Annotated in this window: 24 protein-coding genes; 22 read left to right on the top strand and 2 right to left on the bottom strand. The window is 69.4% G+C overall.

Annotated elements, in window-relative coordinates; all coding sequences use genetic code 11:
* The first annotated feature begins 4 nt into the window (after positions 1 to 4).
* The 9 genes from ACSHWB_RS02820 (at position 5) to ACSHWB_RS02780 (ending at position 7,963) form a co-directional block, all read left to right on the top strand.
* Positions 5 to 814, top strand: a complete 810-nt coding sequence (locus ACSHWB_RS02820) for a TlyA family RNA methyltransferase (RefSeq protein ID WP_439660526.1) — start codon at positions 5 to 7, stop codon at positions 812 to 814.
* Positions 811 to 1,701, top strand: coding sequence for an NAD kinase (locus ACSHWB_RS02815; protein WP_439660525.1), 891 nt, complete (start codon positions 811 to 813; stop codon positions 1,699 to 1,701). The genes ACSHWB_RS02820 and ACSHWB_RS02815 overlap by 4 nt, the downstream gene beginning before the upstream one ends.
* A gap of 80 nt (positions 1,702 to 1,781) precedes the next feature.
* Positions 1,782 to 3,563, top strand: coding sequence for a DNA repair protein RecN (gene recN, locus ACSHWB_RS02810; RefSeq protein WP_439660524.1), 1,782 nt, complete (start codon positions 1,782 to 1,784; stop codon positions 3,561 to 3,563).
* A gap of 146 nt (positions 3,564 to 3,709) precedes the next feature.
* Complete coding sequence (locus ACSHWB_RS02805; RefSeq protein WP_439660523.1) at positions 3,710 to 4,312, top strand: hypothetical protein; 603 nt, start codon at positions 3,710 to 3,712, stop codon at positions 4,310 to 4,312.
* The gene (locus ACSHWB_RS02800; protein WP_439660522.1) at positions 4,305 to 4,916 is read left to right on the top strand and encodes a hypothetical protein; all 612 of its coding nucleotides are present in this window, start codon (positions 4,305 to 4,307) and stop codon (positions 4,914 to 4,916) included. Before ACSHWB_RS02805 ends, ACSHWB_RS02800 begins: the two co-directional genes overlap by 8 nt.
* A complete protein-coding gene (locus tag ACSHWB_RS02795; RefSeq protein ID WP_439660521.1) occupies positions 4,913 to 5,344 on the top strand; it encodes a hypothetical protein in 432 nt (143 codons plus the stop codon). Before ACSHWB_RS02800 ends, ACSHWB_RS02795 begins: the two co-directional genes overlap by 4 nt.
* Complete coding sequence (locus ACSHWB_RS02790; RefSeq protein ID WP_439660520.1) at positions 5,341 to 5,781, top strand: hypothetical protein; 441 nt, start codon at positions 5,341 to 5,343, stop codon at positions 5,779 to 5,781. Before ACSHWB_RS02795 ends, ACSHWB_RS02790 begins: the two co-directional genes overlap by 4 nt.
* Positions 5,782 to 5,843: 62 nt before the next feature.
* Complete coding sequence (gene steA / locus ACSHWB_RS02785; protein ID WP_439660519.1) at positions 5,844 to 7,028, top strand: putative cytokinetic ring protein SteA; 1,185 nt, start codon at positions 5,844 to 5,846, stop codon at positions 7,026 to 7,028.
* Positions 7,025 to 7,963, top strand: coding sequence for a copper transporter (locus ACSHWB_RS02780; RefSeq protein WP_439660518.1), 939 nt, complete (start codon positions 7,025 to 7,027; stop codon positions 7,961 to 7,963). Before steA ends, ACSHWB_RS02780 begins: the two co-directional genes overlap by 4 nt.
* On the opposite strand, the gene ACSHWB_RS02775 is transcribed toward ACSHWB_RS02780, so the two are convergent.
* Complete coding sequence (locus tag ACSHWB_RS02775; RefSeq protein ID WP_439660517.1) at positions 7,960 to 8,643, bottom strand: hypothetical protein; 684 nt, start codon at positions 8,641 to 8,643, stop codon at positions 7,960 to 7,962. The two genes, ACSHWB_RS02780 and ACSHWB_RS02775, sit on opposite strands and share 4 nt — an antisense overlap.
* A gap of 177 nt (positions 8,644 to 8,820) precedes the next feature.
* Between ACSHWB_RS02775 and ACSHWB_RS02770 the strand changes: the two genes are divergently transcribed.
* The 3 genes from ACSHWB_RS02770 to ACSHWB_RS02760 are packed head-to-tail and all read left to right on the top strand — an operon-like array spanning position 8,821 to position 11,519.
* The gene (locus tag ACSHWB_RS02770; RefSeq protein ID WP_439660516.1) at positions 8,821 to 10,503 is read left to right on the top strand and encodes a CTP synthase; all 1,683 of its coding nucleotides are present in this window, start codon (positions 8,821 to 8,823) and stop codon (positions 10,501 to 10,503) included.
* The gene (locus tag ACSHWB_RS02765; RefSeq protein ID WP_439660515.1) at positions 10,500 to 11,114 is read left to right on the top strand and encodes an NUDIX domain-containing protein; all 615 of its coding nucleotides are present in this window, start codon (positions 10,500 to 10,502) and stop codon (positions 11,112 to 11,114) included. Before ACSHWB_RS02770 ends, ACSHWB_RS02765 begins: the two co-directional genes overlap by 4 nt.
* 9 nt (positions 11,115 to 11,123) lie before the next feature.
* Positions 11,124 to 11,519 (top strand): DUF2752 domain-containing protein, encoded by a 396-nt coding sequence (locus ACSHWB_RS02760; protein WP_439660514.1) that lies wholly within the window; start codon positions 11,124 to 11,126, stop codon positions 11,517 to 11,519.
* Here ACSHWB_RS02760 and ACSHWB_RS02755 read toward each other — a convergent pair.
* Positions 11,516 to 12,121 (bottom strand): NINE protein, encoded by a 606-nt coding sequence (locus ACSHWB_RS02755; protein WP_439660513.1) that lies wholly within the window; start codon positions 12,119 to 12,121, stop codon positions 11,516 to 11,518. The two genes, ACSHWB_RS02760 and ACSHWB_RS02755, sit on opposite strands and share 4 nt — an antisense overlap.
* Positions 12,122 to 12,174: 53 nt before the next feature.
* On the opposite strand from ACSHWB_RS02755, the gene ald reads away from it, so the two are divergent.
* The 10 genes from ald to ACSHWB_RS02705 all read left to right on the top strand — a co-directional run bounded on the left by ald (position 12,175) and on the right by ACSHWB_RS02705 (position 24,085).
* Positions 12,175 to 13,245, top strand: coding sequence for an alanine dehydrogenase (gene ald / locus ACSHWB_RS02750; protein WP_439660512.1), 1,071 nt, complete (start codon positions 12,175 to 12,177; stop codon positions 13,243 to 13,245).
* Positions 13,242 to 14,129, top strand: coding sequence for a site-specific tyrosine recombinase XerD (gene xerD / locus ACSHWB_RS02745; RefSeq protein ID WP_439660511.1), 888 nt, complete (start codon positions 13,242 to 13,244; stop codon positions 14,127 to 14,129). Before ald ends, xerD begins: the two co-directional genes overlap by 4 nt.
* Positions 14,130 to 14,153: 24 nt before the next feature.
* Entirely contained in the window at positions 14,154 to 14,483 is a 330-nt protein-coding gene (locus ACSHWB_RS02740; RefSeq protein ID WP_093604879.1) for an ArsR/SmtB family transcription factor, read from the top strand.
* A gap of 101 nt (positions 14,484 to 14,584) precedes the next feature.
* Complete coding sequence (locus ACSHWB_RS02735; protein WP_439660510.1) at positions 14,585 to 15,508, top strand: ParA family protein; 924 nt, start codon at positions 14,585 to 14,587, stop codon at positions 15,506 to 15,508.
* Positions 15,505 to 15,828, top strand: a complete 324-nt coding sequence (locus ACSHWB_RS02730) for a hypothetical protein (protein ID WP_439660509.1) — start codon at positions 15,505 to 15,507, stop codon at positions 15,826 to 15,828. The genes ACSHWB_RS02735 and ACSHWB_RS02730 overlap by 4 nt, the downstream gene beginning before the upstream one ends.
* The gene (locus ACSHWB_RS02725; RefSeq protein WP_439660508.1) at positions 15,825 to 16,658 is read left to right on the top strand and encodes a segregation and condensation protein A; all 834 of its coding nucleotides are present in this window, start codon (positions 15,825 to 15,827) and stop codon (positions 16,656 to 16,658) included. The genes ACSHWB_RS02730 and ACSHWB_RS02725 overlap by 4 nt, the downstream gene beginning before the upstream one ends.
* Entirely contained in the window at positions 16,655 to 17,563 is a 909-nt protein-coding gene (scpB, locus tag ACSHWB_RS02720) for an SMC-Scp complex subunit ScpB (RefSeq protein ID WP_439660507.1), read from the top strand. Before ACSHWB_RS02725 ends, scpB begins: the two co-directional genes overlap by 4 nt.
* Positions 17,556 to 18,290, top strand: a complete 735-nt coding sequence (locus ACSHWB_RS02715) for a pseudouridine synthase (protein WP_439660506.1) — start codon at positions 17,556 to 17,558, stop codon at positions 18,288 to 18,290. The genes scpB and ACSHWB_RS02715 overlap by 8 nt, the downstream gene beginning before the upstream one ends.
* 167 nt (positions 18,291 to 18,457) lie before the next feature.
* Complete coding sequence (locus ACSHWB_RS02710; RefSeq protein ID WP_439660505.1) at positions 18,458 to 21,199, top strand: nSTAND1 domain-containing NTPase; 2,742 nt, start codon at positions 18,458 to 18,460, stop codon at positions 21,197 to 21,199.
* A gap of 138 nt (positions 21,200 to 21,337) precedes the next feature.
* Entirely contained in the window at positions 21,338 to 24,085 is a 2,748-nt protein-coding gene (locus tag ACSHWB_RS02705) for an nSTAND1 domain-containing NTPase (RefSeq protein WP_439660504.1), read from the top strand.
* Positions 24,086 to 24,092: the final 7 nt, after the last annotated feature.

The raw sequence follows: 24,092 nt of genomic DNA, 5'->3' as shown, positions 1-24,092 counted from the left end.
CACAGTGCCTCGCAGGGTGCGGCTCGACGCCGAACTCGTGCGCAGGGGACTCGCCAGGTCTCGTGAGCACGCCAGCCAACTCGTCGCGGACGGTCGCGTGAAGGTCCGCGGCACGGTCGCGACCAAACCGGCGACCGCCGTGGAGACCTCCGACGCGGTCGTCGTCAAGGACATCGACAACGACCCGAACTGGGCGTCCCGGGGCGCGCACAAGCTCATCGGCGCGCTCGACGGCTTCAAGATCGACCCGACCGGCAGGCGTTGCCTCGATGCCGGCGCGTCCACTGGCGGTTTCACCGACGTGCTGCTGCGCAAAGGCGCACGGCAGGTCGTCGCGGCCGACGTCGGCAGGGGTCTGCTCGACTGGAAGCTGCAGACCGACGACCGGGTCGTGGTGAAGGACAAGACCAACGTCCGCACCCTCACGCCCGAGGACATCGGCGGCAAAGTTGAACTCGTGGTGGCCGATCTTTCGTTTATCTCGTTGAGGCTTGTGCTTCCCGCACTGGCCGCGTGCCTCGACGAGGAGGGCGACCTGCTGCCCATGGTCAAGCCGCAGTTCGAGGTGGGCAAAGAACGCCTCGGCTCCGGTGGTGTCGTGCGCGACCCCGAGCTTCGTGCCGAGGCCGTGCTCGCCGTGACCAAGGCGGCCGCAGAACTCGGTCTGGCCGTGCACGGGGTCGTCGCGAGCCCGTTGCCCGGTCCGTCCGGGAACGTCGAGTTCTTCCTCTGGCTTCGCAAGGCGGGATCCGTTCCCCTGGAACAGAACGCCGCGGAGATGGTGCGCACCGCCGTCGAAGAAGGGCCCCAATGAGGGAAGTCCTGCTGGTCGTCCACACGGGCCACCAGAGCAACATCGATCTCGCCCGTCAGGTCGCCGGCCGTCTCGCGGTCGGAGGCGTCACGACGAGGGTGCTCGACGACGAGGCGCGTGACCTCGGCCCGTCGTGCTGCACCAAGGTCGTGCCCGCCGACGACCACGCGGCCGAGGGCACCGAGCTGGTGCTCGTCCTGGGCGGTGACGGCACGCTGCTGCGCGGCGCCGAGCTCGCCCGCCCGGCGCGGGTGCCGGTGCTGGGCGTCAACCTGGGCAGGGTCGGGTTCCTCGCGGAGGCCGACTCGGACGCGTTGCACGAGGCCGTCGGGCACGTGCTGGAACGCGACTACTTCGTGGAAGAGCGCATGACGCTCGACATCATCGCGAAGGTCAACGACGAGATCGTCGTGCGGACCTGGGCGCTCAACGAGGTCAGCGTCGAGAAGCTGATCCGCGAACGCATCCTCGAGGTCGTCGTCGAGGTCGACGGACGGCCGGTGTCGGCGTTCGGCTGCGACGGCGTGCTGTGCGCGACGCCGACGGGTTCGACCGCGTACGCGTTCTCGGCCGGCGGCCCCGTCGTGTGGCCGGACGTGCAGGCGATCCTGGTGGTGCCGAGCAACGCGCACGCGCTGTTCGCGCGGCCATTGGTCGTGTCGCCGAAGTCGCACGTGGCGTTCGAGATCGAGGCGACCGGGCATCCGGCGGCGCTGTCCGCGGACGGGCGGCGCACGTTCGAGCTGCCCGCGGGCGCCAGGATCGAGATCGTGGAGGGCGCGGTGCCGCTCAAGGTCGTGCGGCTGCGCCAGGCACCGTTCACGGATCGGCTGGTCGAGAAGTTCGACCTGCCGGTCAAGGGATGGCGGGGACCATCGGCAGGCTGATCGCACCGCTCGGTGCGTCGGCACTCGCTCGTTATGGTGCCCGCGAGGAAATGTCGGACTCGACAAGTAAGGTTCGCCCTGTGCTGGCCGAGATGCGCATCAATGGCCTTGGCGTGATCGACGAGGCCACCCTTGAACTAGACCCCGGATTCACCGTAGTGACTGGTGAGACGGGCGCGGGCAAGACCATGGTCGTGACCGGGTTGCACCTGCTCGGCGGTGGCCGTGCGGAGGCGTCGCGGGTGCGGACCGGTGCCGACAAAGCGGTGGTAGAAGGCCGCTTCCAGGCTCCGGCGGGCAGCCCTGCCGCGAAGGTGGCGGAGGAGGTCGGCGGTGAGGCGGACGAGGACGGTTCGCTGATCGCCATCCGCACCGTCGGAGCCGACGGCCGTTCGCGGGCCCACGTCGGTGGTCGTTCCGTGCCGGTCGGCGTCCTGTCCGAACTGGCGGAGCAGCTCATCGCCGTCCACGGGCAGAACGACCAGCTGCGGCTCATGCGGCCGACCGAGCAGCGCGCCGTGCTGGACCGCTTCGCCGGCGACGACGTGAGCGAGCCCTTGCGTGCCTATCAGGCCGTTCGCGAGGAGTGGCTGCGCGTCTCCACTGAACTGAAGGAACGCACCGAACGGTCGCGTGAGCTCGCCCGCGAGGCAGATCTGCTGCGGCACGGGCTGGGGGAGATCGACGCCGTCGATCCGAAGCCCGGTGAGGACGTGGAGCTTCACGACGAGGCTCGGCGGCTCGCCGATGCCGATCAGCTCCGTGAGGCCGCGCAGGGTGCGCAGTTCGCCGTGTCGGGGTCGCTGGAAGGTGATCCGGACAATCCTGGTGCTCTCGGGCTGATCTCCGAGGCTGCTCGGCGGTTGTCTGCTTCCGAGGATCCGAAGCTGCGGGAGATGGAGCCTCGGCTTGTCGAAGCGGCCACGTTGCTGGCCGACGTCGGGGCTGAGATCTCCGGGTACCTGGATCATCTCGAGGCTGACCCCGGGCGGCTCGAGTCGGTGTTGCAGCGGCAGGCCGAGTTGAAGGCGTTGACTCGGAAGTACGCGGCCGACATCGACGGTGTGATCGCTTGGGCGGCTGACGCTCGGGCTCGGTTGGGTGGGCTGGACACCTCTGAGGAGGCGTTGAGCTCGCTGGCCACTCGGCGGGATGAGCTGGCTGTTGAACTGGGCGGGCTGGCTGGCCGGGTTACGGCTGCTCGGGTTGAGGCTGCCTTGGAGCTTGGCAAGGCTGTCACCGAAGAGCTTGACGGGCTTGCCATGCCGCATGCCTCTGTGGAGTTGGCTGTTCGGCCTCGGCATGCCGAGACCGGGGATGCTCAGGCGTTGTCCGTTGGGCGGTCGGTTCTGCATGCCGGTGCGTCCGGGGTCGACGATGTCGAGCTTCGGTTGATCTCTCACCCTGGGGCGCCGGCTCTGCCCGTGCACAAGGGGGCGTCCGGTGGTGAGCTGTCGCGGGTGATGTTGGCGCTTGAGGTTGTGCTGTCTCATTCCGATCCGGTGCCGACCCTTGTTTTTGACGAGGTCGATGCCGGGGTTGGTGGGCGGGCCGCTGTCGAGGTCGGGCGGCGGTTGGCTCGGTTGGCTCGGTCTCATCAGGTGATCGTGGTGACCCACCTGCCTCAGGTTGCCGCGTTCGCTGATCGGCATCTTGTGGTCGACAAGTCTGCTGATGGGACTTTCACGCGGTCTGCTGTTCGGAAGTTGGACGAGACTCAGCGGGTTGTCGAGTTGGCTCGGATGTTGGCCGGCATGGACTCGACTGATACCGGTCGGGCCCATGCTGAGGAGTTGCTGGCTGCGGCCAAGGCTGACAAGTCTTCTGCTCCTGTGGTTCGGCGGAGGAAGAAGAAGGGCTGAGGGGCGCACGAGTTTTGTGGTGCGTTCCCCTGTTGTGTCGGCGGCTGCCTGTTGCGAGTTCGTAGGTGGTCGCCTTGCGTGCTGCTGGGCTGCTGCCGCTGGTCGCGGGTCCCACTGAACCTGGTCTTCTTCGGCATGATGAGGGTGTGACCGGATCTGTTACCACTCGCCGGGTCTTTGGGGCGGTGCTGGTGTTCGTCGCGGCTTGGTTGGCTGTGGCGGCTACGTTCTTGTCCTCCTACTCGGTCCGGGTTGTGCTCAACGGTCGTGAGTTTCGGTACGACGCCACCTCGTGGGCGGTTGAGCGGGACGACTTCGGCGAAGCGTTGATGTTGGAGCCCCTTGAGTTCGGGGAGCCTGCTGTGGGGGCCGCGCTCGTCATGGCGTTGGCGGCTGTGGTGGCGTTTCGGGTTCCTGCTTTGCGAGTGGCCTCGTTGCTCGGGGCCGGGCTGTTGGCCGGGGTGGCCTGGTCTGCTGTCGTTCGGATGCAGGGGCTGGTGAAGAGGCTCGGGGAGCTTGAGGCTCGGGTGACCTTCGAGGTCGAGCAGGGGGACGGGGTCACCCTGTTGATCGTGGCCGCTGGGGTGGCTGTGGTCGCTGCCGTGTTGCACCAGGAGTTGCCTCGGCGGGTGGCTGGGGGCGGTGCTGGTGATGATGGGGTCGTGGTTCATGCGATTGAGGACGACGCGGATGACACCGACACGCCGCCTTACGGGTATCCGGTGATCGTGGAGCCCAAGAGTGATTGACCGGCGGAAGGTCTCGTGGGTTCTGCTGGTGCTGGGAGCCTTGCTGGCGGTGATCGGGTCCTTGCAGGCGGTCTTCAGCACCGTTTACAAGGGGTTCGGGACAGATCTGATTTCTACGCACACCTTGTGGGTCACCACGTCCAACCCGCAGGACAAGGCTGTTGACCAGCCCGCGCTGTTCGCCGCCGGGTGGCCTGTGGTGATGACGGCTGTCGCCATGGGGGTTGCCGTGGTGTTGCTGGCCAGGGACGAGACCGCGTTCGTCGGACGGCCGTTGGCCATGGGGGCCGCTGGGGCTCTGCTCGGGGTCGTGTTCCTCTACGTGGGGCAGGTGTGGGGGCTGGAGGAGCTCATCACCTCCCAGCCGCAGACCAGGGGCGGCCAGGACGAGTTGCGGTACCACCAAGGCTTCTACCTGTTGCTGGTTGCTGCTGTGGCCGGGCTTGCCGGGGCTGTGCTCGCGCAGCGGCGTGAGGTGGTGGCTGCGGTGGACGACGATGGTGATGAGGACGGGGTGGTCGTGCATCAGCTCGACGGGGATGACGACACGCCTCCGTTCGGGATTGCCATGCCTGGCGAGGACGAGGAGCGGGAGACTCGGTGATCGGTAGAGCTACGGCTGTCTCGTTGATCGCGGCCGGGGTGGTGCTGACGGCTACGGCGATGGTGTTGCCGTGGTACTCGACGGCTTATGCGGGTGGCGTCGAGGTCGTTGTGCGGGCTTGGGGGACCGAGATCGTCAACAAGCCGGGGGACTGGCCCGCCGGGGAGCTTTCGCCCTGGTACGGGGTGCCTGTTGTGGTCACCTTGCTGTTGCTGGTGGTCGGGGTGTGGGTGGGGCGTGCGGCGCTTGCCGGGGCGGCTGGGCAGGTTGGGGCGGTCGGGGTGATCGCTGCGCTCGTCGTGTCCGAGCGAGGGCATGCGCTGGAGCAGCAAGGGGACTTCGCCGTCGGGTTCGGGCTGGTGTTCCTCGTGTTGGGCACGTTGGCCGGGCTGGTCGGGGCCGTTGCCGTTCAGCGGGAGGCGGCGTGAGGAAGATCGTTGGCCTGGTGCTGGTCGTGGCGGCGGCTGGGGTTGCTGTCTGGGCCACGTTGCTGCCGTTCTCGGAGTTGTTGATCCGGCTTGCTCCCGGGCAGCCGCAGACTGCGTACGTGACCACCGGGTGGAGCACTCGCTTCGGTGGCACTGAGGACGCGCACGGGCCGTTGTTCGGCGTGCCGATCGTGGTGATGGCCGCTGTGCTGCTGGCAGGCGTGCGGTGGCGGAAAGTCGCTTTTGCCGGGGCTGCCGGGCTGGCAGGGGTCACCGGAATGTTGTTCGTGTATTTGCTGAACGCGATCAGCTTTCACAAGGAGGGCAACATCGCCATCGATCCGGCCCTGGAAGCCGGGTTCGGCAACGGTATTTGGGTGCTCATAACTGCGGTGGTTCTCGCGTTTGGAGCCGTAGTAGTTCACCCCGACGACTGACCAGCGAGGAATGCCCGGCGTGCCTCACCTGTCGCGTGCGCACCGTGAGCCACTATCGGCTCATGAAGCTTTCCGGGCTGCTGAGCCGCACCAACCACGAACTTCCCGGTGTCACGGGCGTCGCGCGGGTTGATCGGCGCGCGAGCGACCTGGTTCGGCGCATCAGTGCCGGTGACGTCGCTGTCATGGACCTCGTCGACCTCGATCGGCGTACCGCGGAGGCGCTCGTCTCGGCCGAGGTCGTCGGTGTCGTGAACGCGTCGCCGTCCATTTCCGGGCGGTTTCCCAACCTCGGGCCGGAACTGCTCATCGAGGCCGGCATTCCCCTGATCGACAACGTCGGCGCCGTCGCGCTGCGCGAGATCAAGGAAGGCGTCAAGATCCGGCTGCACGAAGGTGTCGTCTACGCCGGGGAACGCGAGCTCGCCAAGGGGATCGAGCAGAACGCCGAAAGCATCGCCGACGCGATGATCGAGGCGAAGGCCGGCATGTCGGCACAGCTGGAGGCGTTCTCCGCCAACACCATCGAGTTTCTCCGCCGCGAACGCGCGCTGGTGCTCGACGGCGTCGGGGTGCCCGAGGTGTACGTGCCGATGCGCGACAGGCAGGTGCTCGTCGTCGCCGGTGGGCCCTCGCACGCCGAGGAGCTGCGCAAGCTCCGCAAGTACATCCGCGAGTACCGGCCGGTGCTGATCGGCGTCGACACGGGCGCGGACACGCTGATCGACGCCGGGCTCAAGCCGGACATCATCGTCGGCGACCCCGACGGCATCGGCACCGCGTCACTGCGCGCGGCCGCCGAGGTGGTCGTGCCCGCGCAGACCGACGGCCACGCGCCCGGTCTGCAGCGGATCCAGGACCTCGGCATCGGCGCGGTGACGTTCCCCGCGTCGGGCAACGCGGAGGACCTCGCGTTGCTGCTCGCCGAAGCACACGGGGCGTCCCTGGTCGTCACGGTGGGGCTGCGCGCGACGCTGCGCGAGTTCCTCGACCGCGGGCACTCCGGTTCGAACCCCTCCACGTTCCTCACCCGGCTGAAGCTCGGCAGCAAGCTCGTCGACGGGGAGGCCGTCGCGACCCTGCACCGCAGCCGGGTATCGCTGGGCGTGATCGTCCTGCTGGTGACCGCCGCGATCGTCGCCATGGCGGCGGCCCTCGCGGTGTCCGGCGTCGGTCACGTCTACGTCGACATCGTGGTCGACGGCTGGCAATCCGTCGTCAACTGGTTCAAGGGGTTCTTCTCGTGATCACGCTGCGCTACCACATAGTTTCGATCACCGCGGTGTTCCTCGCGCTGGCGGTCGGTGTCGTGCTGGGGTCGACCGCGATCAGCGGAAGGCTGCTCTCCGGGTTGAGCGACGAGAGGAACTCGTTGGCACAGCAGGTGAACGACCTGCAGAACGACCGCAACGCGTTGAACGCCAAGCTGACGGAGGCCGACAAGTTCGCCGCGTCCGTCGGGCCGCTCGCGGTCAAGGACCGGCTCACCGAACGCACGGTCGTCATCGTGACCACGTCGGACGCCCGTCCGTCCGACCGGGACGCCCTCACCGGGCTGCTGAAGTCCGCGAGCGCCACCGTCACCGGCGAGATCCAGCTGACCGACGCGTTCGCCGACCCGTCGCGCGGTGACCAGCTGCGCGATCTCGTGGCACGGCTGCAGCCCGCCGGCTCGCAGCTGCCCACGGCCGCGGACCCCGGCACCCGCGCCGGTGGCCTGTTCGGGGCGTTGCTGCTGCTCAACTCGGCCAACAACGAGCCGCAGGCCACGGCCGACGAGACGGCGGCCGCGCTCTCCGGGCTGACCAACGCGGGGTTCGTGAAGGCGACCTCGGGGGTGAAGCCCGCGCAGCTCGCGATCGTGCTGACCGGGGGTGCCGCGATCGGTGACTCGGCCGCGGACAGGGCGTCGACCATCGCGCGCTTCGCCACCCAGCTCGACCGGGCCGGCGCGGGGGTCGTGCTGGCCGGTGCGAACGGCTCCGCGAACGGCACGGGTGCGATCGGCGTGGTCCGCGCGGACACCGCCGCGACGTCGATCCTGTCCACGGTGGACAACTCCGACACCCCGGCGGGCCAGGTCGTCGTCGTGATGGCGTTGCGCGAGCAGCTGGAGGGCCGCTCCGGGCGTTACGGCGTGGCGGGCAACGCGGAGGCGTCCTCGCCGGGCACGGCCAGCTAGTACTCCGTCGTCCACTCGCCGGGCAGGACCTTCTGCAGCTGGTCCAGCGCGTGCGGAGTGCGGGCGCGGGCCCACAGCCACTGGCGGTCGTCCTCGCGGACGACCAGGTCGTCCGCTACGAACCAGCGGGTGCCGGGACTGTGCAGCGGCAGCAGTGCGAAGTGTTCTTCGAGCAGGGAGACGTCCGCCTCGGACGTCTCCCTGTCCGCTGTCTCGGCCCCGTCGCGGAACAGCGACTCGGACAGCACCATCTCGACGCACGCCAGCGAGAACCGGGGCAGCCACGCGTCCCAGCGCTCCTCGGTCCTGTCCACGAGGTCGAGCTTGATCCGGACCTCGGGGTCGTCGCCGTCCAGCACGGCTCCCCAGGCGGCGACCCACTGGTTCTCGTCGCGGAACACCAGCACGTCGTCGATCACGCGCAGTTCGGACGGCGTCAGCAGGCGGTCCTGGTTGCTGGTCAGGTCGGGGCGTTTGCCGAACAACGACAGCGCCTCCTTCACCGCCTCCGGCAGCCGGACGAGCAGCTGTTCCTCGGCGACGGCGAGGTCCGCGCGGTTCCAGCCGTCCTGCGCCTCCAGCGGTTCGGCCCACGCGGCCGCGAAACCCTCGATGAAACGCCACGCCGCCGAGCGGTCGTGCATGGCTCGTGCGGCGCTCCCTGCCACGTCGAAGGTCACGTGACAACGATTCCTGATCCCGGCCCGTGCCGTGGGAGTTCGGCGAAACACCGCACTGCGCCGATCGGGTGATGTGATCTGCCGGGTCGTGGTGCGCTGAGTGACCGGCGGCGTGTTAGCGTTATGGCCCGTGGATAGGGGGATTCGGCCCCCACGATTTTCACGGGAGCCCCGTTGGTGCAGCAGGCACGTACGACCAAGCACGTCTTCGTCACGGGAGGCGTCGCGTCTTCCCTGGGCAAGGGGCTCACCGCCTCCAGCCTCGGCCAGTTGCTCACCTCGCGCGGCCTGCGGGTAACGATGCAGAAGCTCGACCCGTACCTGAACGTGGACCCCGGCACGATGAACCCGTTCCAGCACGGCGAGGTCTTCGTGACCGACGACGGCGCGGAGACGGACCTCGACATCGGCCACTACGAGCGGTTCCTCGCGCGAGACCTGAGCGGCGAAGCCAACGTGACCACCGGCCAGGTGTACTCCGAGGTGATCGCCAAGGAGCGCCGCGGTGAGTACTTGGGCGACACGGTCCAGGTGATCCCGCACATCACGGACGAGATCAAGCGCCGCATCAGGGCGATGGCCGAGCCGGACGCCGACGGCGTCACCCCGGACGTGGTCATCACCGAGGTCGGCGGCACGGTCGGTGACATCGAGTCGCTGCCGTTCCTCGAGGCGGCCCGCCAGGTCCGCCACGACGTCGGCCGCGACAACGTCTTCTTCCTGCACGTCAGCCTGGTGCCGTACCTGGCGCCCAGCGGCGAGCTGAAGACCAAGCCGACGCAGCACTCCGTCGCGGCGCTGCGGAACATCGGTATCCAGCCCGACGCGATCGTGTGCCGCGCGGACCGGGAGATCCCGGACGCGCTCAAGCGCAAGATCGGCCTGATGTGCGACGTCGACACCGACGCCGTCGTCGCGGCCGTCGACGCGCCGTCGATCTACGACATCCCCAAGGTGCTGCACTCCGAGGGCCTCGACGCCTACGTCGTGCGCCGCCTCGGCCTGCCGTTCCGCGACGTCGACTGGACGGTGTGGGGCGATCTGCTGGACCGTGTGCACAACCCGTCGGAGACGGTGAAGATCGCGCTCGTCGGCAAGTACGTCGACCTGCCGGACGCGTACCTCTCGGTCACCGAGGCGCTGCGCGCGGGCGGGTTCGCGCACCGGGCCAAGGTCGAGATCAAGTGGGTGCCGTCGGACGAGTGCCAGACGCCGGAAGGCGCGGCCCGTGCGTTGTCCGGCATGGACGCGGTGCTGATCCCCGGCGGGTTCGGCGTGCGCGGCATCGAGGGCAAGGTCGGCGCGCTGAAGTACACCCGCACGCGCGGTGTGCCGACGCTGGGCCTGTGCCTCGGCCTGCAGTGCATGGTCATCGAGGCCGCGCGGAACCTCGCGGGCATCGAGGACGCGAACTCCAGCGAGTTCGAGGAGAACGGCACCCCCGTCATCTCCACGATGGCCGACCAGCAGGACGTCGTGGCGGGTCAGCGCGACATGGGCGGCACGATGCGGCTGGGTGCGTACATCGCGAAGCTCACGCCGGGTTCGGTGGTCGCTCAGGCGTACGGCGCGACCGAGGTCTCCGAGCGGCACCGCCACCGTTACGAGGTCAACAACGCGTACCGGGGCAAGCTCACCGAGGCCGGCCTGGTGTTCTCCGGCGTCTCGCCGGACGGCCGCCTGGTCGAGTTCGTCGAGCTGCCTGCGGACGTGCACCCGTTCTACGCGGCCACGCAGGCGCACCCGGAGCTCAAGTCGCGTCCCACGAAGCCGCACCCGCTGTTCGCGGCGTTCGTGAAGGCCGCGATCGACTACCGGGTCGCCGACCGCCTGCCGCTGACGGCCGGGGCGAAGAAGTGAGGCACGACTTCCGGACGGTCTCCAGCGAGGACGTGCACGTCGGACGTGTCGTCGCGCTGCGGATCGACGAGGTCGAGATGCCCGGTGGCGGCACGGCCAAGCGCGAGATCGTCGAGCACATGGGCGCCGTCGCGGTCGTGGCCGTGGACGACGCCGGTGAGGTCGTGCTGATCCACCAGTACCGGCACGCGCTGGGCAGGCACCTCTGGGAGCTGCCGGCCGGGCTGCTCGACCACCACGGCGAGGAGCCGGTCATCGGTGCGCGCCGTGAGCTGGCCGAGGAGGTCGGGCTCGACGCGGCGCGCTGGGAGACGCTGGTCGACGTGGCCGCGTCTCCTGGTTTCACCGACGAGGTCGTGCGCGTGTACCTGGCGCGCGAGCTGTCCGAAGTGGAGCGTGAGGTGCAGGGCGAGGAGGAGGCGGATCTGGAGATCCACCGCTTCCCGCTCGACGAGGCCGTGCGGATGGCGATCGCGGGCGAGATCGTGAACGCCTCCGCCATCTCCGGGCTGATCGCGGCCCGTGAGGTGCTGGCGGGACGGGCGGAACCGCGTCCGGCCGACGCACCTTTCCGCGACAGGCCGACCCGGTTCGCCGCGCGCAGGAAGTAAGTTGGGCTCATGCAGACGGTGAAGGGCGCCTTCGGACGGTTGAAGGCGCCCCTCGGCGTTCTCGCCCTGGGTGGCGCGGGTGTGGTGCTGCTGCAGTTCGTCGATCCGAACAAGCCCGGCAACCTGTTGCCGAAGTGCCCGTTCAACTGGCTGACGGGGCTGAACTGCCCTGCGTGCGGTGCCACGCGCATGGTTCACGCGCTGCTGCACGGGGATGTCGTCAGCGCGTTCCACTTCAACGCCGTGTTGCTCGCGTTGGGTGTGCCTCTGGCCGTGTGGCTGTTCGCGCGGTGGACGCGAGATCGGTGGACTGGCGAACGGCGGTCCGTGCCGAAGTCGGTCGGTGTCGCCGTTCTCGTCGTTGCCGCCGTGTGGGGCGTGGGACGGAATCTCGCGGGGATCTAGTCGCGGAGCTTGCGGCCCTGCGCGTCCGTGCCGCCGTTGACCAGGATGATGATCCCGTCGATCAACGACCAGATGCCGCAGCCACCGCACGTGAGCAGCTGTGCGACGGCGATGCCGACGTGGCCGGTGTAGAAGCGGCCGATGCCCAGGTTGCCCAGGAACAGCTGCAGCACGCCCGCGGCGATCTTCGACTTGTCCGACAGGGGCACACCGGTGATCGGGTCGAAGCCGTACGGGGCGGCCGGGTTGCCGTAGCCGGGCGGGACCATGCCGGGAGGCGGCGGGACCGCGTACTGCGGCTGCGGGCCGGTGGGCGGCGGGTAGTACGGCTGGGTGGGTTGCGGCTGGTAGCCGGGCGGGGGCGCGGGCACGGCGAAGGGCACCGAGGGCGGCGCGAGGAACGGCGGGTGGGGCTGCGGCAGGTCCCGGAACAGCTCCGCGAGCTCGAAGTAGCTCTGCGCGACGGACGCGCGGTTCACGCGTTCCTGGTACTCGCCGATGTCGAGCCGCGCCATGGCGAAGTGGTCGTTGAGCGCGGTGATCGCCTCTTCGCGCTGCTGGTTGCCGATGCGCTGCTGTTCAGGCCCGAATGCTTCTGACACGGCTGGCCACGTTATCCGATGCAGGAGATCGATATCGGGAATACGCTGCGACGATGCTGGTCGGTGTCCCAAAGGAGATCAAGAACCACGAGTACCGCGTCGCGATCACACCCGCCGGAGTGGTCGAGCTGGTGCGCCGCGGGCACTCCGTCGTCGTCGAGCACGACGCCGGTGCCGGCTCGTCGTTCCCCGACCACGAGTACACGGCGGCGGGGGCGCGGATCGCCGCGGACGCGGACGAGGTGTGGGGGCTCGCGGACCTGGTCCTGAAGGTCAAGGAGCCGATCGAGCCCGAGTACCACCGCATGCGCCGTGGCCAGGTGCTGTTCACCTACCTCCACCTCGCGGCGTCGCCGTCGTGCACCCAGGCGATCGCGGCGTCCGGGATCACGGCCATCGCGTACGAGACCGTGCAGCTGGCGGACGGGTCGTTGCCTTTGCTGGCGCCGATGAGCGAGATCGCCGGGCGGATGGCCGCTCAGGTGGGCGCGCATTGCCTGGAACGCGCGCAGGGTGGGCGTGGCGTGCTGCTGGGCGGTGCTCCCGGTGTCGCGGCGGGCAAGGTCGCGGTGATCGGCGCGGGTGTGGCGGGGATGAACGCGGCGACGATGGCTGTGGGCATGCAGGCCGAGGTCGTCGTGCTGGACAACAACGTCAACCGGTTGCGGCAGATCGACTTCACCTACCGCGGGCACCTGCAGACGATCGCGTCGAACGTCTACGAGGTCGAGAAGGCCTGCCAGTGGGCGGATCTGGTGGTCGGCGCGGTGCTGGTGCCCGGTGCGAAGGCGCCGAAGCTCGTCAGCAACGACCTGGTGTCGCGGATGCGGCCCGGCAGCGTCCTGGTGGACATCGCGGTCGACCAGGGCGGCTGTTTCGAGGACACGCGGCCGACCACTCACGACGCGCCGACGTACCGCGTGCACGACTCCGTGTTCTACTGCGTCGCGAACATGCCCGGTGCCGTGCCGAACACGTCGACGTACGCGCTCACGAACGTGACGCTTCCGTACGTCATCGCGTTGGCGGACAAGGGCTTTGAGACTGCGGTGGCGTCCGATCCGGCTTTGGCCAAGGGCGTCAACGCCCGTGACGGGGAGATCGTGTTGGAAGGGCTCGCGTGATAACCGAGTTGGTGGCGACCTATCTCGACCACCTCGCCGTGGAACGCGGCACCGCCCGAAACACGCTCGACTCCTACACCCGCGATCTGCGCCGCTACTCCGAACACCTGGAGTCGCTCGGCGTCACGGATCTGGGTGCTGTGACGGAGTTGCAGGTGAGTGAGTTCCTCGCCGTGCTGCGGGAGAGCGGGCTCGCGGCGTCTTCTGCCGCACGGACTTTGGTCGCCGTGCGCGGATTGCACCGTTTTGCGCACCGTGAAGGCGTTGTGCCGCATGACGCCGCACGGGCCGTGCATCCGCCATCGCCACCGAAGAGGCTGCCAAAAGCATTACCCATCAATGAGGTTCTCACCCTGTTGGAAACTGTGGGAAACCTCAGGGACAAAGCGCTGCTGGAGCTGTTGTACTCGACGGGAGCGCGAATTTCCGAGGTGGTCGGGCTGGACGTGGACGACATCGACGCATCCGAGAGGACGGTGTTGCTGGACGGGAAAGGCGGGAAACAAAGGCTGGTCCCCGTCGGGCGCCCGGCGTTGGCCGCGGTCGACGCCTACCTGGTCCGGGCACGTCCCGCGCTGGCGGCCAAGGGGCGTGGCACGCCCGCGTTGTTCTTGAACTCGCGGGGCGGAAGGCTCTCGCGGCAGAGCGCGTGGACCGTTCTGAAGACCGCGGCGGAGCAGGCTGGAATCACCTCGGTGGTGTCCCCGCACACGTTGCGGCATTCGTTCGCCACCCATCTGCTCGAAGGGGGTGCTGACGTTCGGGTGGTGCAAGAACTCCTCGGGCACGCATCCGTTACGACCACTCAGGTGTACACACTGGTAACCGTTACGACTTTGAGGGAGGTCTACGCAACTGCACACCCTCGAGCCACTGGAACATGAGGCTTCCACGGGTACGGTGGGCAGGTGCCGAACTTGGACGAGCCGTCCCCGCAGGCCATTGATCTAGCCGCTGTGCTGCACGCGCTGAGTGACCCGACAAGACTCGCGGTCGTTCGCCAGATCCAGTTGAGCGGTGAGAGGCTGTGCGGGGCTTTCGAGGTCGACGTTGCGAAGTCGACCCTTTCCCAGCACCTGCGCGTGTTACGCGAAGCGGGTATCACACGGACACGATGCCGCGGCAATCAACGGTGGGTGTCATTGCGCCGCGATGACCTGGACCATCTCTTCCCCGGACTGCTGGACGTGGTGCTCTCCGCCGCCGACAGGCGAACACGAACGGATGTCGCGGTCTAAGTCAGTCTTGACAAACACCGGCGAGGCGCGTTGCCGCTCGCACGGGTGCGGCCTAGGCTGCGCCCCGAGAGACGACTACGACCAGTGAGGGAACGCCAGCCATGTCGACACCGGAGCACGCTTTCGCGCCCCGTGCCGATCTGAGCCTGGCTCCGCACGCCGCGCCGGTGGACGACGTTGCCACGGAGCAGGTCGACGGCATCGGCCCGACAGGCAGACCGCGTCGTCACATCCCGGACCCACCACCGCTGCTGCACCACGGCCCGGCGAAGATCCTGGCCATCTGCAACCAGAAAGGTGGCGTCGGCAAGACGACGACGACCATCAACCTGGGCGCGGCGCTCGCCGAGTACGGCCGCCGCGTGCTGCTCGTCGACTTCGACCCGCAGGGCGCGCTCTCGGTGGGCCTCGGCGTGCACCCGCACCAGCTGGAAACCACGATCTACAACGTCATCATGGAGAACGACACCGCCGTTCCCGACGTGATCCGCAAGACCATGGTCGAGGACATGGACCTGCTGCCGAGCAACATCGACCTGTCGGCGGCCGAGATCCAGCTCGTGTCGGAGGTGGGCCGCGAGCACACGCTCGTGCGCACCCTCCGTCCCGTGATCGACCACTACGACTACGTGCTGGTCGACTGCCAGCCCTCGCTCGGCCTGCTCACGGTGAACGCCCTCGCGGCCGCGGACGGTGTGCTGATCCCGCTGGAGTGCGAGTTCTTCTCGCTGCGCGGGGTGGCGCTGCTCATCGACACCATCGAGAAGGTCAAGGAACGCTTGAACCCGAAGCTCAACATCACCGGCATCCTCGCCACGATGTACGACCCGCGCACGCTGCACTCGCGCGAGGTCATGGCCCGCGTCGTGGAGGCGTTCGGCGAGATCGTGTTCGACGCGGTCATCAACCGCACGGTCCGCTTCCCGGAGACCACCGTGGCCGGCGAGCCGATCACCCGCTGGGCGCCGCGCTCGGCGGGTGCCAACGCGTACCGCACGCTGGCACGCGAGGTGATCGCTCGGTGAACCGTCGCCCAACGCTTCCCGGGGCCGCGGAACTGTTCAGGCTGACCGCTGCCGCGCCCGCACCCGAGGTCTCCTCGGACGAGTCGGCCCCGCAGCAGCGCCGGGGTTCCGGCCGCACCAAGCACACCACGAAGATCACGGTCTACGTGTCGGACGAGGAACTCCTCGCCCTGGAACAGGCACGCCTCGAGCTGCGCGGTTCGCACGGGCTGGGCGTCGACCGCGGCCGCGTGGTGCGCGAGGCGATCGCCATCGTGCTGGACGACCTCGAAACGCACGGTGACGCGTCGTTGCTGGTACGCAGGTTGCGCGAGCAGTGACCGAGGAAGCCCCTGCTGAGGTTGCTGCTCCGGACGATGGCAAGTTCAAGGTCAGGCTCACGAACTTCGAAGGTCCGTTCGACCTGCTGCTGCAGCTGATCTCGCAGCACACGCTCGACGTGACCGAGGTGGCCCTGCACACGGTCACCGACGACTTCATCGCACACCTGCGCGGCATGGGCGAGAAGTGGGACCTCGACGAGACCACGGAGTTCCTGGTCATCGCGGCCACCCTGCTCGACCTGAAGGCCGCCCGCCTGCTGCCCACCGGTGACGTCGAGGACGAGGACGACCTCGCCCTGCTGGAAGCACGCGACCTGCTCTTCGCACGACTGCTGCAGTACCGCGCCTACAAGCAGGTAGCGGCACTGTTCGCCGAGCTCGAACAGGGCGCGTTCCGCCGCTACCCGCGCTCGGTGTCGCTGGAACCGCGCTTCGAGGGCCTGCTGCCCGAGGTGATGCTCGGCGTCACACCCGACAAGTTCGCGTACATCGCAGCCGCGGCCTTCCGCCCGAAGCAGAAGCGCACGCTGTCGGTCGCGCACATCCACCAGCACCGCGTGTCGATCCGCGAGACCGCCGACGTGCTGCGCGCGATGCTGATCGAGAAGGGCACCGCGTCGTTCTCCGAGATCGTCGCCGAGTGCACCGAGACCATGGAGATCGTGGCGAGGTTCCTGGCACTGCTGGAGCTGTACCGCGAGAAGTCGCTGGCCTTCGAGCAGGAGGACCCGCTCGGGCCGCTGCAGGTGACGTGGGTCGGCGGGACGTTGGAGGCCGCGCAGGCGCAGGTGCACGCCGGCGACGAGGATGAGGACTACGGCGGATGAGCGAGCCACTGGTCGGGCCGGACGCGGCGGAGATCGAGAAGCCCGGGGCGGCGTTCGACGGGGGCGGGGCGGAGGCCGCGGAGGCTGAGGTCGCTGCCGAACCCGAGCGTGAGCCCGACGCCGCTCTCGACGACGCCGCTCCCGCCGCCGTCGTCCTGGAGGAGCCCACAGCCGGACCCGAGGCGCCCGAATCCGCCGCCGGCCCCGAACCCGACGCCGCCCTCGACGACGCCGCCCCAGCCGCAGTCGTGCTGGAGGAGCCCGAGCCCGAGCCGGCCGACACCACCGACGCCGCCGACCTGGAGACCCAGCTCCTCGCCGCCACCCCGGAAGAGGCCATCGAGGACAGCGGCCTCCCCGACCTGACCGACGACGCCGTCTTCGAGGCCGCCCTCGAGTCGGTCCTGCTCGTGGTGGACAGCCCGATCGCCGAAGACGCCCTCAGCAGTGCCCTTGAGCAGCCGGTTAAGCGAATCAAGCAGGCACTCCGTAGACTGGCCACCCGGTACACCGAGTCCGGTAGCGGCATCGACCTGCGCAGGGCGGGGGACGGCTGGCGGTTCTACACGCGGGACCGGTACGCCCCGTTCGTGGAGAAGCTGCTGCTCGACGGCCAGCGCGCGAAACTCACCCGCGCGGCCCTGGAGACGCTTGCGGTGATCGCCTATCGGCAGCCCGTGACGAGGGCGCGGATCGCGGCGGTTCGTGGCGTCAACGTGGACGGCGTGATCCGGACCCTGGTCGCGCGGGGGCTCATCGAGGAGACGGGCACCGACAGCGACACGGGTGGGATCCTGTACCGCACGACCGAACTGTTCCTGGAGCGGTTGGGGCTTTCGTCGCTTGCCGACCTGCCCGCAATCGCCCCGCTGCTGCCCGAAGTGGATGCGATCGACGATGTCTGAGAACGAGGGCGTGCGCCTGCAGAAGGTGCTCGCGCAGGCCGGTGTCGCCTCGCGCCGCGCTTCCGAAGAGCTGATCGAGCAGGGGCGGGTGCAGGTCGACGGCCAGGTCGTGCGCGAGCAGGGCCGCAGGATCGACCCCGAGACGGCCGTGGTGCACGTCGACGGACTGCGGGTGCAGATCCGCGAGGACGTCGTCACCATCGCGCTGAACAAGCCGTACGGCATGCTCTCGACGATGGAGGACGACCTGGGTCGTCCGTGCGTCGGTGACCTGGTGCGCAGCCGCAAGGAGCGGTTGTTCCACATCGGTCGTCTCGACGCCGAGACCGAGGGCCTGCTGCTGCTCACGAACGACGGCGAGCTCGCGCACCGGCTGATGCACCCGAGCTACAACGTCAAGAAGACCTACCTCGCCGAGGTCCCCGGACCTCTCGAGAAGGGCCTCAACAAGAAGCTCAAAGAGGGCATCGAGCTGGAGGACGGGCCGGTCAAGGTCGACTCCTTCAAGCTCATCAGCTCCGTGCCCGGCAAGGCGCTGGTCGAGATCGTGCTGCACGAGGGTCGCAAGCACATCGTCCGCCGCCTGATGGAGGCCGCCGGTTTCCCGGTGCAGTCGCTGGTCCGCGTCGCGGTCGGCGGCGTGTCCCTCGGCAACCAGCGTCCCGGCTCGATGCGGGTGCTGAACCGCCAGGAAGTCGGCGGGCTGTACAAGCTCGTCGGTCTCTGAGAAGAATCTGAACCCCGCTCGCCCCTCCGGCCTCGAACCGGAGGGGCGATCTGCGGTGAATCCCCATTCACCTTGCGACGAGAACGCTACGGCGACGACGTTGTAAGGGGTCGGAAGTGCGCAGTGAACAACGAGGTGTGGACAATCGGTCTCCGGGGGAGATCGACATGCCACGTACCGAACGCCCGCTGGACAGCGCGGACACCGAGCTCGGCCGGTTCGCGGCCGACCTGAGGAAGCTCCGCGAGAAGGCGGGCGGACCGTCCTATCGCGCGCTGGCTTCACGCGCGCATTACTCGGCGGCGACGCTCTCCGACGCCGCCGGGGGCAAGAAACTCCCGAGCCTCGCGGTCACGCTCGCCTACGTCGAAGCGTGCGGTGGCGACGTACAGGAGTGGGAACAGCGGTGGCGTGACATCGCCGCGCCACCGGAACCGACTGCGGAAGCTCCCTACGTGGGGCTGAAGGCGTTCCAGAAAGAGGACGCCGACCGTTTCCACGGCCGCGAGAAACTCACCGCGAAGCTGCTCGAACTCACGCAGAGGCGCCCTTTCGTCGGCGTCTTCGGCGCGAGCGGCTCCGGCAAGTCGTCACTGCTGCGCGCCGGCCTGCTGCCGAGGCTGAAGCAGGCGCTGATCTTCACGCCCGGTGTGCACCCGCTCGACGAGTGCGCCGTCCGCCTCGCCCAGCTCACCGGGCACTCCGCGGTGGCCCTGCACAGCGAGCTCACCGACCCCGCGGCACTGGGCCTGGTCATCAGGCAGCACGACGAGGACCTCGTCCTGGTGATCGACCAGTTCGAAGAGGTCTTCACCCTGGCGAGCCCGGAGCAACGCGACTGTTTCGTCCAGGCCCTGATGGGCGCCCCGCACGTGGTCATCGGCGTCCGCGCGGACTTCTACGGCCACGTGGGCCGCCACCCCGAACTGGTCGAGGCCCTCGACAACGCCCAGGTCCTCGTCGGCCCGCTGACCACCGACGAACTGCGCCGAGCCATCATCGAACCTGCCCAGCACGTCGGCGCCACCGTCGAGTCCGCCCTGGTCACCCGCCTGGTCGCGGACGTCGCGGGCCAGGCAGCCGCCCTACCGCTCGTCCAGCACGCCCTCGTCGAGACCTGGCACCGCCGCCGCGGCATGACGCTCTCGCTCGTCGGCTACGAGGAGGCCGGCGGCGTCGAGCACGCCATCGCCCGCACCGCCGAGGCCGTGTACTCCCAGCTCGACCCAGACCAGCAGCAGACCGCCCGCCGCACGTTCCTGCGTCTGATCGCGCTCGGCGAGGGCACCGAGGACACCAAACGCCGCGCGGACCGCGAGGACCTCGACGCCGAGGTCCTCGACCGCCTCGCCAACGCCCGCCTGGTCACCCTCACCGAGCAGCACGCCGAACTCACCCACGAGGCGTTGATCCGCTCCTGGCCGAGGCTGCGCGACTGGATCGCGGAGGACCGCGAGCAGCTGCGCGTCCACCACCAGCTCACCGAGTCCGCGAAGGGGTGGGACGGCGACCGCGACCTCCTCTACCAGGGCGCGCGCCTGGCACAGGCCGCCGACCTCGACCCGGCCGAGCTGACCGGACCCGAACGCGCCTTCCTCACCGCGAGCCAGGCCGCCGGTCGCCGCCGCACCCGGCGGGCCCGCGCGGTCATCGCCGTCCTCTCGGTCCTGGTGCTGCTGCTGGCCGGCACGGTCGTGTTCGCGGCCACCCAGGCTCGGGAAGCGACACAGCAACGCAACGACGCACTGGCCGGCCGGGCCGCGACGGAGGTCATGCGGCTGATCCCGGCCGACCCGCTGCAGGCCTCGCGTCTCGCTCTTGCCGCGTATGCGGTGACGCCAGGCCAGGTGACGCGTGATGCGCTGCTCGACGCCGACGCCGCCAGGCAGACGAGGACCGTGTCGCCCAGGCCCGGCCTCGACGACGCGTTCCTGACGATGCAGACGCACGGCGAGTTGCTCGTGTCGACCGGTGCACGGGGTCCCGCCGCGATCGTGGCCAGGTACGACACGAGGACGGAGGGGACGGCGATCGGGACGGACGTCGTCCAGGTCGTGCTCAGCGCGGACGATCGCCGGATCTTCGCGTTCGAGAGGTCTGGCGGGGTGGGCGTCTGGGACGTCACCGACCCCGGCCGGCCGAAGCAGCTCGGGACGCTGCCGCTCCCCGCCGAGACGATGGGGTTCAGCGTGAACCACGACGGCACCACGGCGGTCGGGGTGAAGCTGATGGACGGCGGCCCGCGTGCGCGTGCGGTCGCCTGGGACCTGCGGGACCCCGCCCGGCCACGGAGGGTCGAGCTGCCTTCCGACCAGGTCCGTGATGCCGACGTGGCCCTGTTCGGCCGGAAGGTCGTGGTCCTGCTGCGGGACGACTCCGTCGAGAGCATGAAGGCGCAGATCTGGGACATCGGCAACGGCGAACCGCGTCTGGAGCGGACGGTGCAGACTCCCGCGAACGCCCTCGAAGCCGCGCTCAGCGGCGACGAGCGGCGGCTGGCGGTGCGGTTCCCTGACGAGATCGTCATCTGGGAGCTGTCCGCGCCGGAACCCGAGGTGTGGGCGACGGTGCCGCGGGTGCCGGGTTACCTCATCGCCTCGTTCGCCTTCAGCCCGGACGACCGGCAGGTCGCCGTGCTGGGCAACTCCGTGGTCGAGATCTGGGACGTCGCCGCGCGGGGTGAGGCGGTCAACGCGGGATCGTTCAGCGGCTTCCGGGAGCCGCAGGGACTGCGGTACCGGGCACGGGAGAAGGCCTTCTCCGTGTTCGACGCCAGGAAGTCCACCTCGGTGCTGACCACTGATCTGGAGAAGGTCCGTCACGGGCTCTGCCGGGAGCGGGCGATCGCGCTGAGCGACGACGAGTGGCGGCGCTACTTCCCTGACGTGGCAAGGGTCCCCGTGTGCTGAGTGTGTGAGCCGTGGGCGGCACGTGCGCGGGCCACCCACGGCCACTCCGGCGCCGGTTCGGGGCGCGAGCACCGGGTCTTCCCCGTGGTGTTGCGTTCCCGTCGACGTTAGGGCGAACGGGTTGTTCACGGTGAGGTGTTGGCCGCTGAACAAAGTTCTCTGAACAATGACGGGATGCCGAGACGGGAACGCCCTCTCGACGAGGGCGAGAGCGGTCTCCTGCGGTTCGCGGCGGATCTGCGCCGGCTGCGGGAGCGTGCGGGCAGCCCCACCTACCGGGAGCTGAGCCGGCGGGCGCACTACTCGGCGGCGGCGTTGTCGGAGGCGGCCGGCGGGCGGAAGCTGCCGAGTCTCGCGGTGACCAAGGCGTACGCGAAGGCCTGCGACGCCGATCCGGAGGAGTGGGCGCGGCGGTGGCGGGCCGTGGTCGAGTCCGAACCGCATGCGGCGCAGGACAGTCCGTACGTCGGGCTCGCGATGTTCCAGCCCGATGACGCACCGAGGTTCTTCGGGCGCGAGCGGTTGACGGCCGAGCTGCTCACCACGACGAACCGGTTCACCGGCGTGTTCGGACCGTCCGGTGCGGGCAAGTCTTCGTTGCTGCGGGCCGGTCTCATCGCCCGCACCCGCGAGCCGGTGCTGCTGTTCACGCCCGGCGCGAACCCGGTGGAGGAGTGCGCGATCGCGCTCGCCCGGCTGACCGGCGGGGAGGCGGCCGAGCTCGCCGGCGCACTGGCGGATCCGCTGGAACTCCAGCAGCGGCACGGGCACCTCGTGGTCGTCGACCAGTTCGAGGAGCTGTTCACGTTGTGCCGCGACGAGGAGCTCCGGCGGTGGCTGGTCGCGGCGCTCGTCGGCTGCCGGAGGGTCGTCATCGGCGTCCGCGCCGACTACTACGGCCACTGCGCGCGCTATCCCGAGCTGGTCGAGGCGCTCGAAGGCGCCCAGCTCCTGCTCGGGCCCATGACGCCGGACGAGCTCCGGCTCGCGATCACCGAACCCGCCGCGGTCGCCGGGGCCAAGGTCGAGACCGCGTTGCTGGCGAGGCTCATGGCCGACGCGGTGGGGCAGGCGGCCGTGTTGCCGTTGCTGTCGCACGCGCTCGCGCAGACCTGGCAGCACCGCCGCGGCATGACGCTGACGCTCGCCGGTTACGAGGAGATCGGCGGTCTCGAGGACGCCGTCGCCCGCACCGCGCAGGAGGCCTTGGACGCGTTGTCCCCGGCAGGGCAGGAGCAGGCGAAGCGGATCCTGCTGCGGCTCGTCACCGCCGACGACACGAAACGCCGTGCGCACCAGGCCGAGCTCGAAGCCGACGACGAGGTGCTGTTCGCGCTGGCGGCGGCACGGCTCGTGGTGATCGACCGCGACGGCATCGAGCTGGCGCACGAGGCGTTGATCCGCGGCTGGCCCACGTTGCAGCGCTGGGTCGAGGAGGACCGCGAGAACATCAAGGCGCAGCGCGAGCTCACGCACGCGACGCAGACCTGGGAGTCGCTCGACCGCGACGCCGGCGCGCTGCTGCGGGGACGACGCCTGGCGAACGTTCCCGAGGGACTTTCACTGAACGCGGGCGAACGCGCCTTCCTCGCCGCGAGCAGGGCCGCGGAGGAAGAGGTCTCGGCGAGCGCACGAAGACGCACCCGCAGACAACGCCAGCTGCTCGCCGTTCTCGTGGCACTCGTGGTCGTCGCCGCCAGCTCGACCGTCTTCGCCCTCAGAGCCAGCATCGCCGCCGACGAACAACGCGCCAACGCCGCCGTGCTGAGGGCCGTGGGCGAGGCCGCCGCACTGCGTTCCACGAACCCCGCTCTGGCCCAGCAGGTCGCGCTCGCCGCCTACCAGCTCGTGCCATTACCTCAGGCGCGCAACGGTTTGCGGCAGGAGGACGTGCCCTCCCAGGTGTTGCGCGAAGCCCAGTCCGAGGTCACCGCTCTCGTGGTCGGCCCGACCCAGCAGCAGGTCGCCACCGGGCACCGCGACGGCACGGTCGTGCTGACGGCGCTGGACGACCTGCCGTCCCCGCGCACCTCCCACGACGCCACGAGGCACGCCGGCGCCGTCACCGCGCTCGCGATGGACTCGACCGGTGGCCTGGTCGCGTCCGCCGCCGACGACGGGAGCGTCCACGTCGTCGACGTCTCCCTCGGCAGACCACGCGAACTGGCCGTGCTCCCCGTGCGCGCCACCGCGATCGCCTGGCAGGGCACCACTCTTGTCACCACCGGCTCGGACGGCGCGCTGAGCTTCTGGACGGACCTGCGCCGCGAGCGCCCGAGGCTCCTCACCACCGCACAGCTCGGCCTGGGACCGCTGGCGGGCATGTCGTTCCGCCAGGACGGCCAGGTCCTCGCCGCCGTCACCACCGGCCACGCCGTGCACCTGGTCGACGTCACCGATCCGCGTGACGTCAAGCTGCTGTCCCTGACCAGGGAGTTCGCCGGCGCCGCCCAGTTCGCGGGCGCGAGCGACCTCATCACCACCGCCGGCACGGCCGTGCACCTCTGGGACGCCTCCGACCCGCGTGCCCCGGTACTGCGCGCCGAGATCCGGTCCGGCGGGGGAGAGGTCACGTCGGCCTGGCTCGGCGGCGGCCGGGTCGCGATCGCCACCGACGACGGGCTGGTGCGGCTCTGGCAGCTCGGTGACGGCGAACCGGTGGAGCAGGCCCTGCTGCGCGGGCACGCCGGACCGGTCACCGCGGTCGGCCTGACGCCCAAGGGTGACGAGGTCGTCACGGGCGGCACCGACCGGGCGGTGCGGCTGTGGAACGCCGACCCGCGCGACCCGGCGGTCAGGATCTGCGAGCAGGCAATGCCGCGGATGAGCCGTGAGGAGTGGGAGCAGTACTTCGACGGACTCGACTTCACCCCGCCCTGCCGCTGAAGTCGCA

It is taken from the genome of Lentzea sp. HUAS TT2, assembly GCF_051853195.1.
Taxonomy (GTDB): domain Bacteria; phylum Actinomycetota; class Actinomycetes; order Mycobacteriales; family Pseudonocardiaceae; genus Lentzea.
This window is presented reverse-complemented; position numbering and strand designations above follow the sequence as displayed.

Coding starts and splice junctions, on each gene's coding strand:
- scpB (WP_439660507.1), top strand. CDS start 16,655: ATGAGCGAGCCACTGGTCGGGCCGGACGCGGCGGAGATCGAGAAGCCC.
- ACSHWB_RS02735 (WP_439660510.1), top strand. CDS start 14,585: ATGTCGACACCGGAGCACGCTTTCGCGCCCCGTGCCGATCTGAGCCTG.
- ACSHWB_RS02710 (WP_439660505.1), top strand. CDS start 18,458: ATGCCACGTACCGAACGCCCGCTGGACAGCGCGGACACCGAGCTCGGC.
- ACSHWB_RS02760 (WP_439660514.1), top strand. CDS start 11,124: ATGCAGACGGTGAAGGGCGCCTTCGGACGGTTGAAGGCGCCCCTCGGC.
- ACSHWB_RS02815 (WP_439660525.1), top strand. CDS start 811: ATGAGGGAAGTCCTGCTGGTCGTCCACACGGGCCACCAGAGCAACATC.
- ald (WP_439660512.1), top strand. CDS start 12,175: ATGCTGGTCGGTGTCCCAAAGGAGATCAAGAACCACGAGTACCGCGTC.
- ACSHWB_RS02715 (WP_439660506.1), top strand. CDS start 17,556: ATGTCTGAGAACGAGGGCGTGCGCCTGCAGAAGGTGCTCGCGCAGGCC.
- steA (WP_439660519.1), top strand. CDS start 5,844: ATGAAGCTTTCCGGGCTGCTGAGCCGCACCAACCACGAACTTCCCGGT.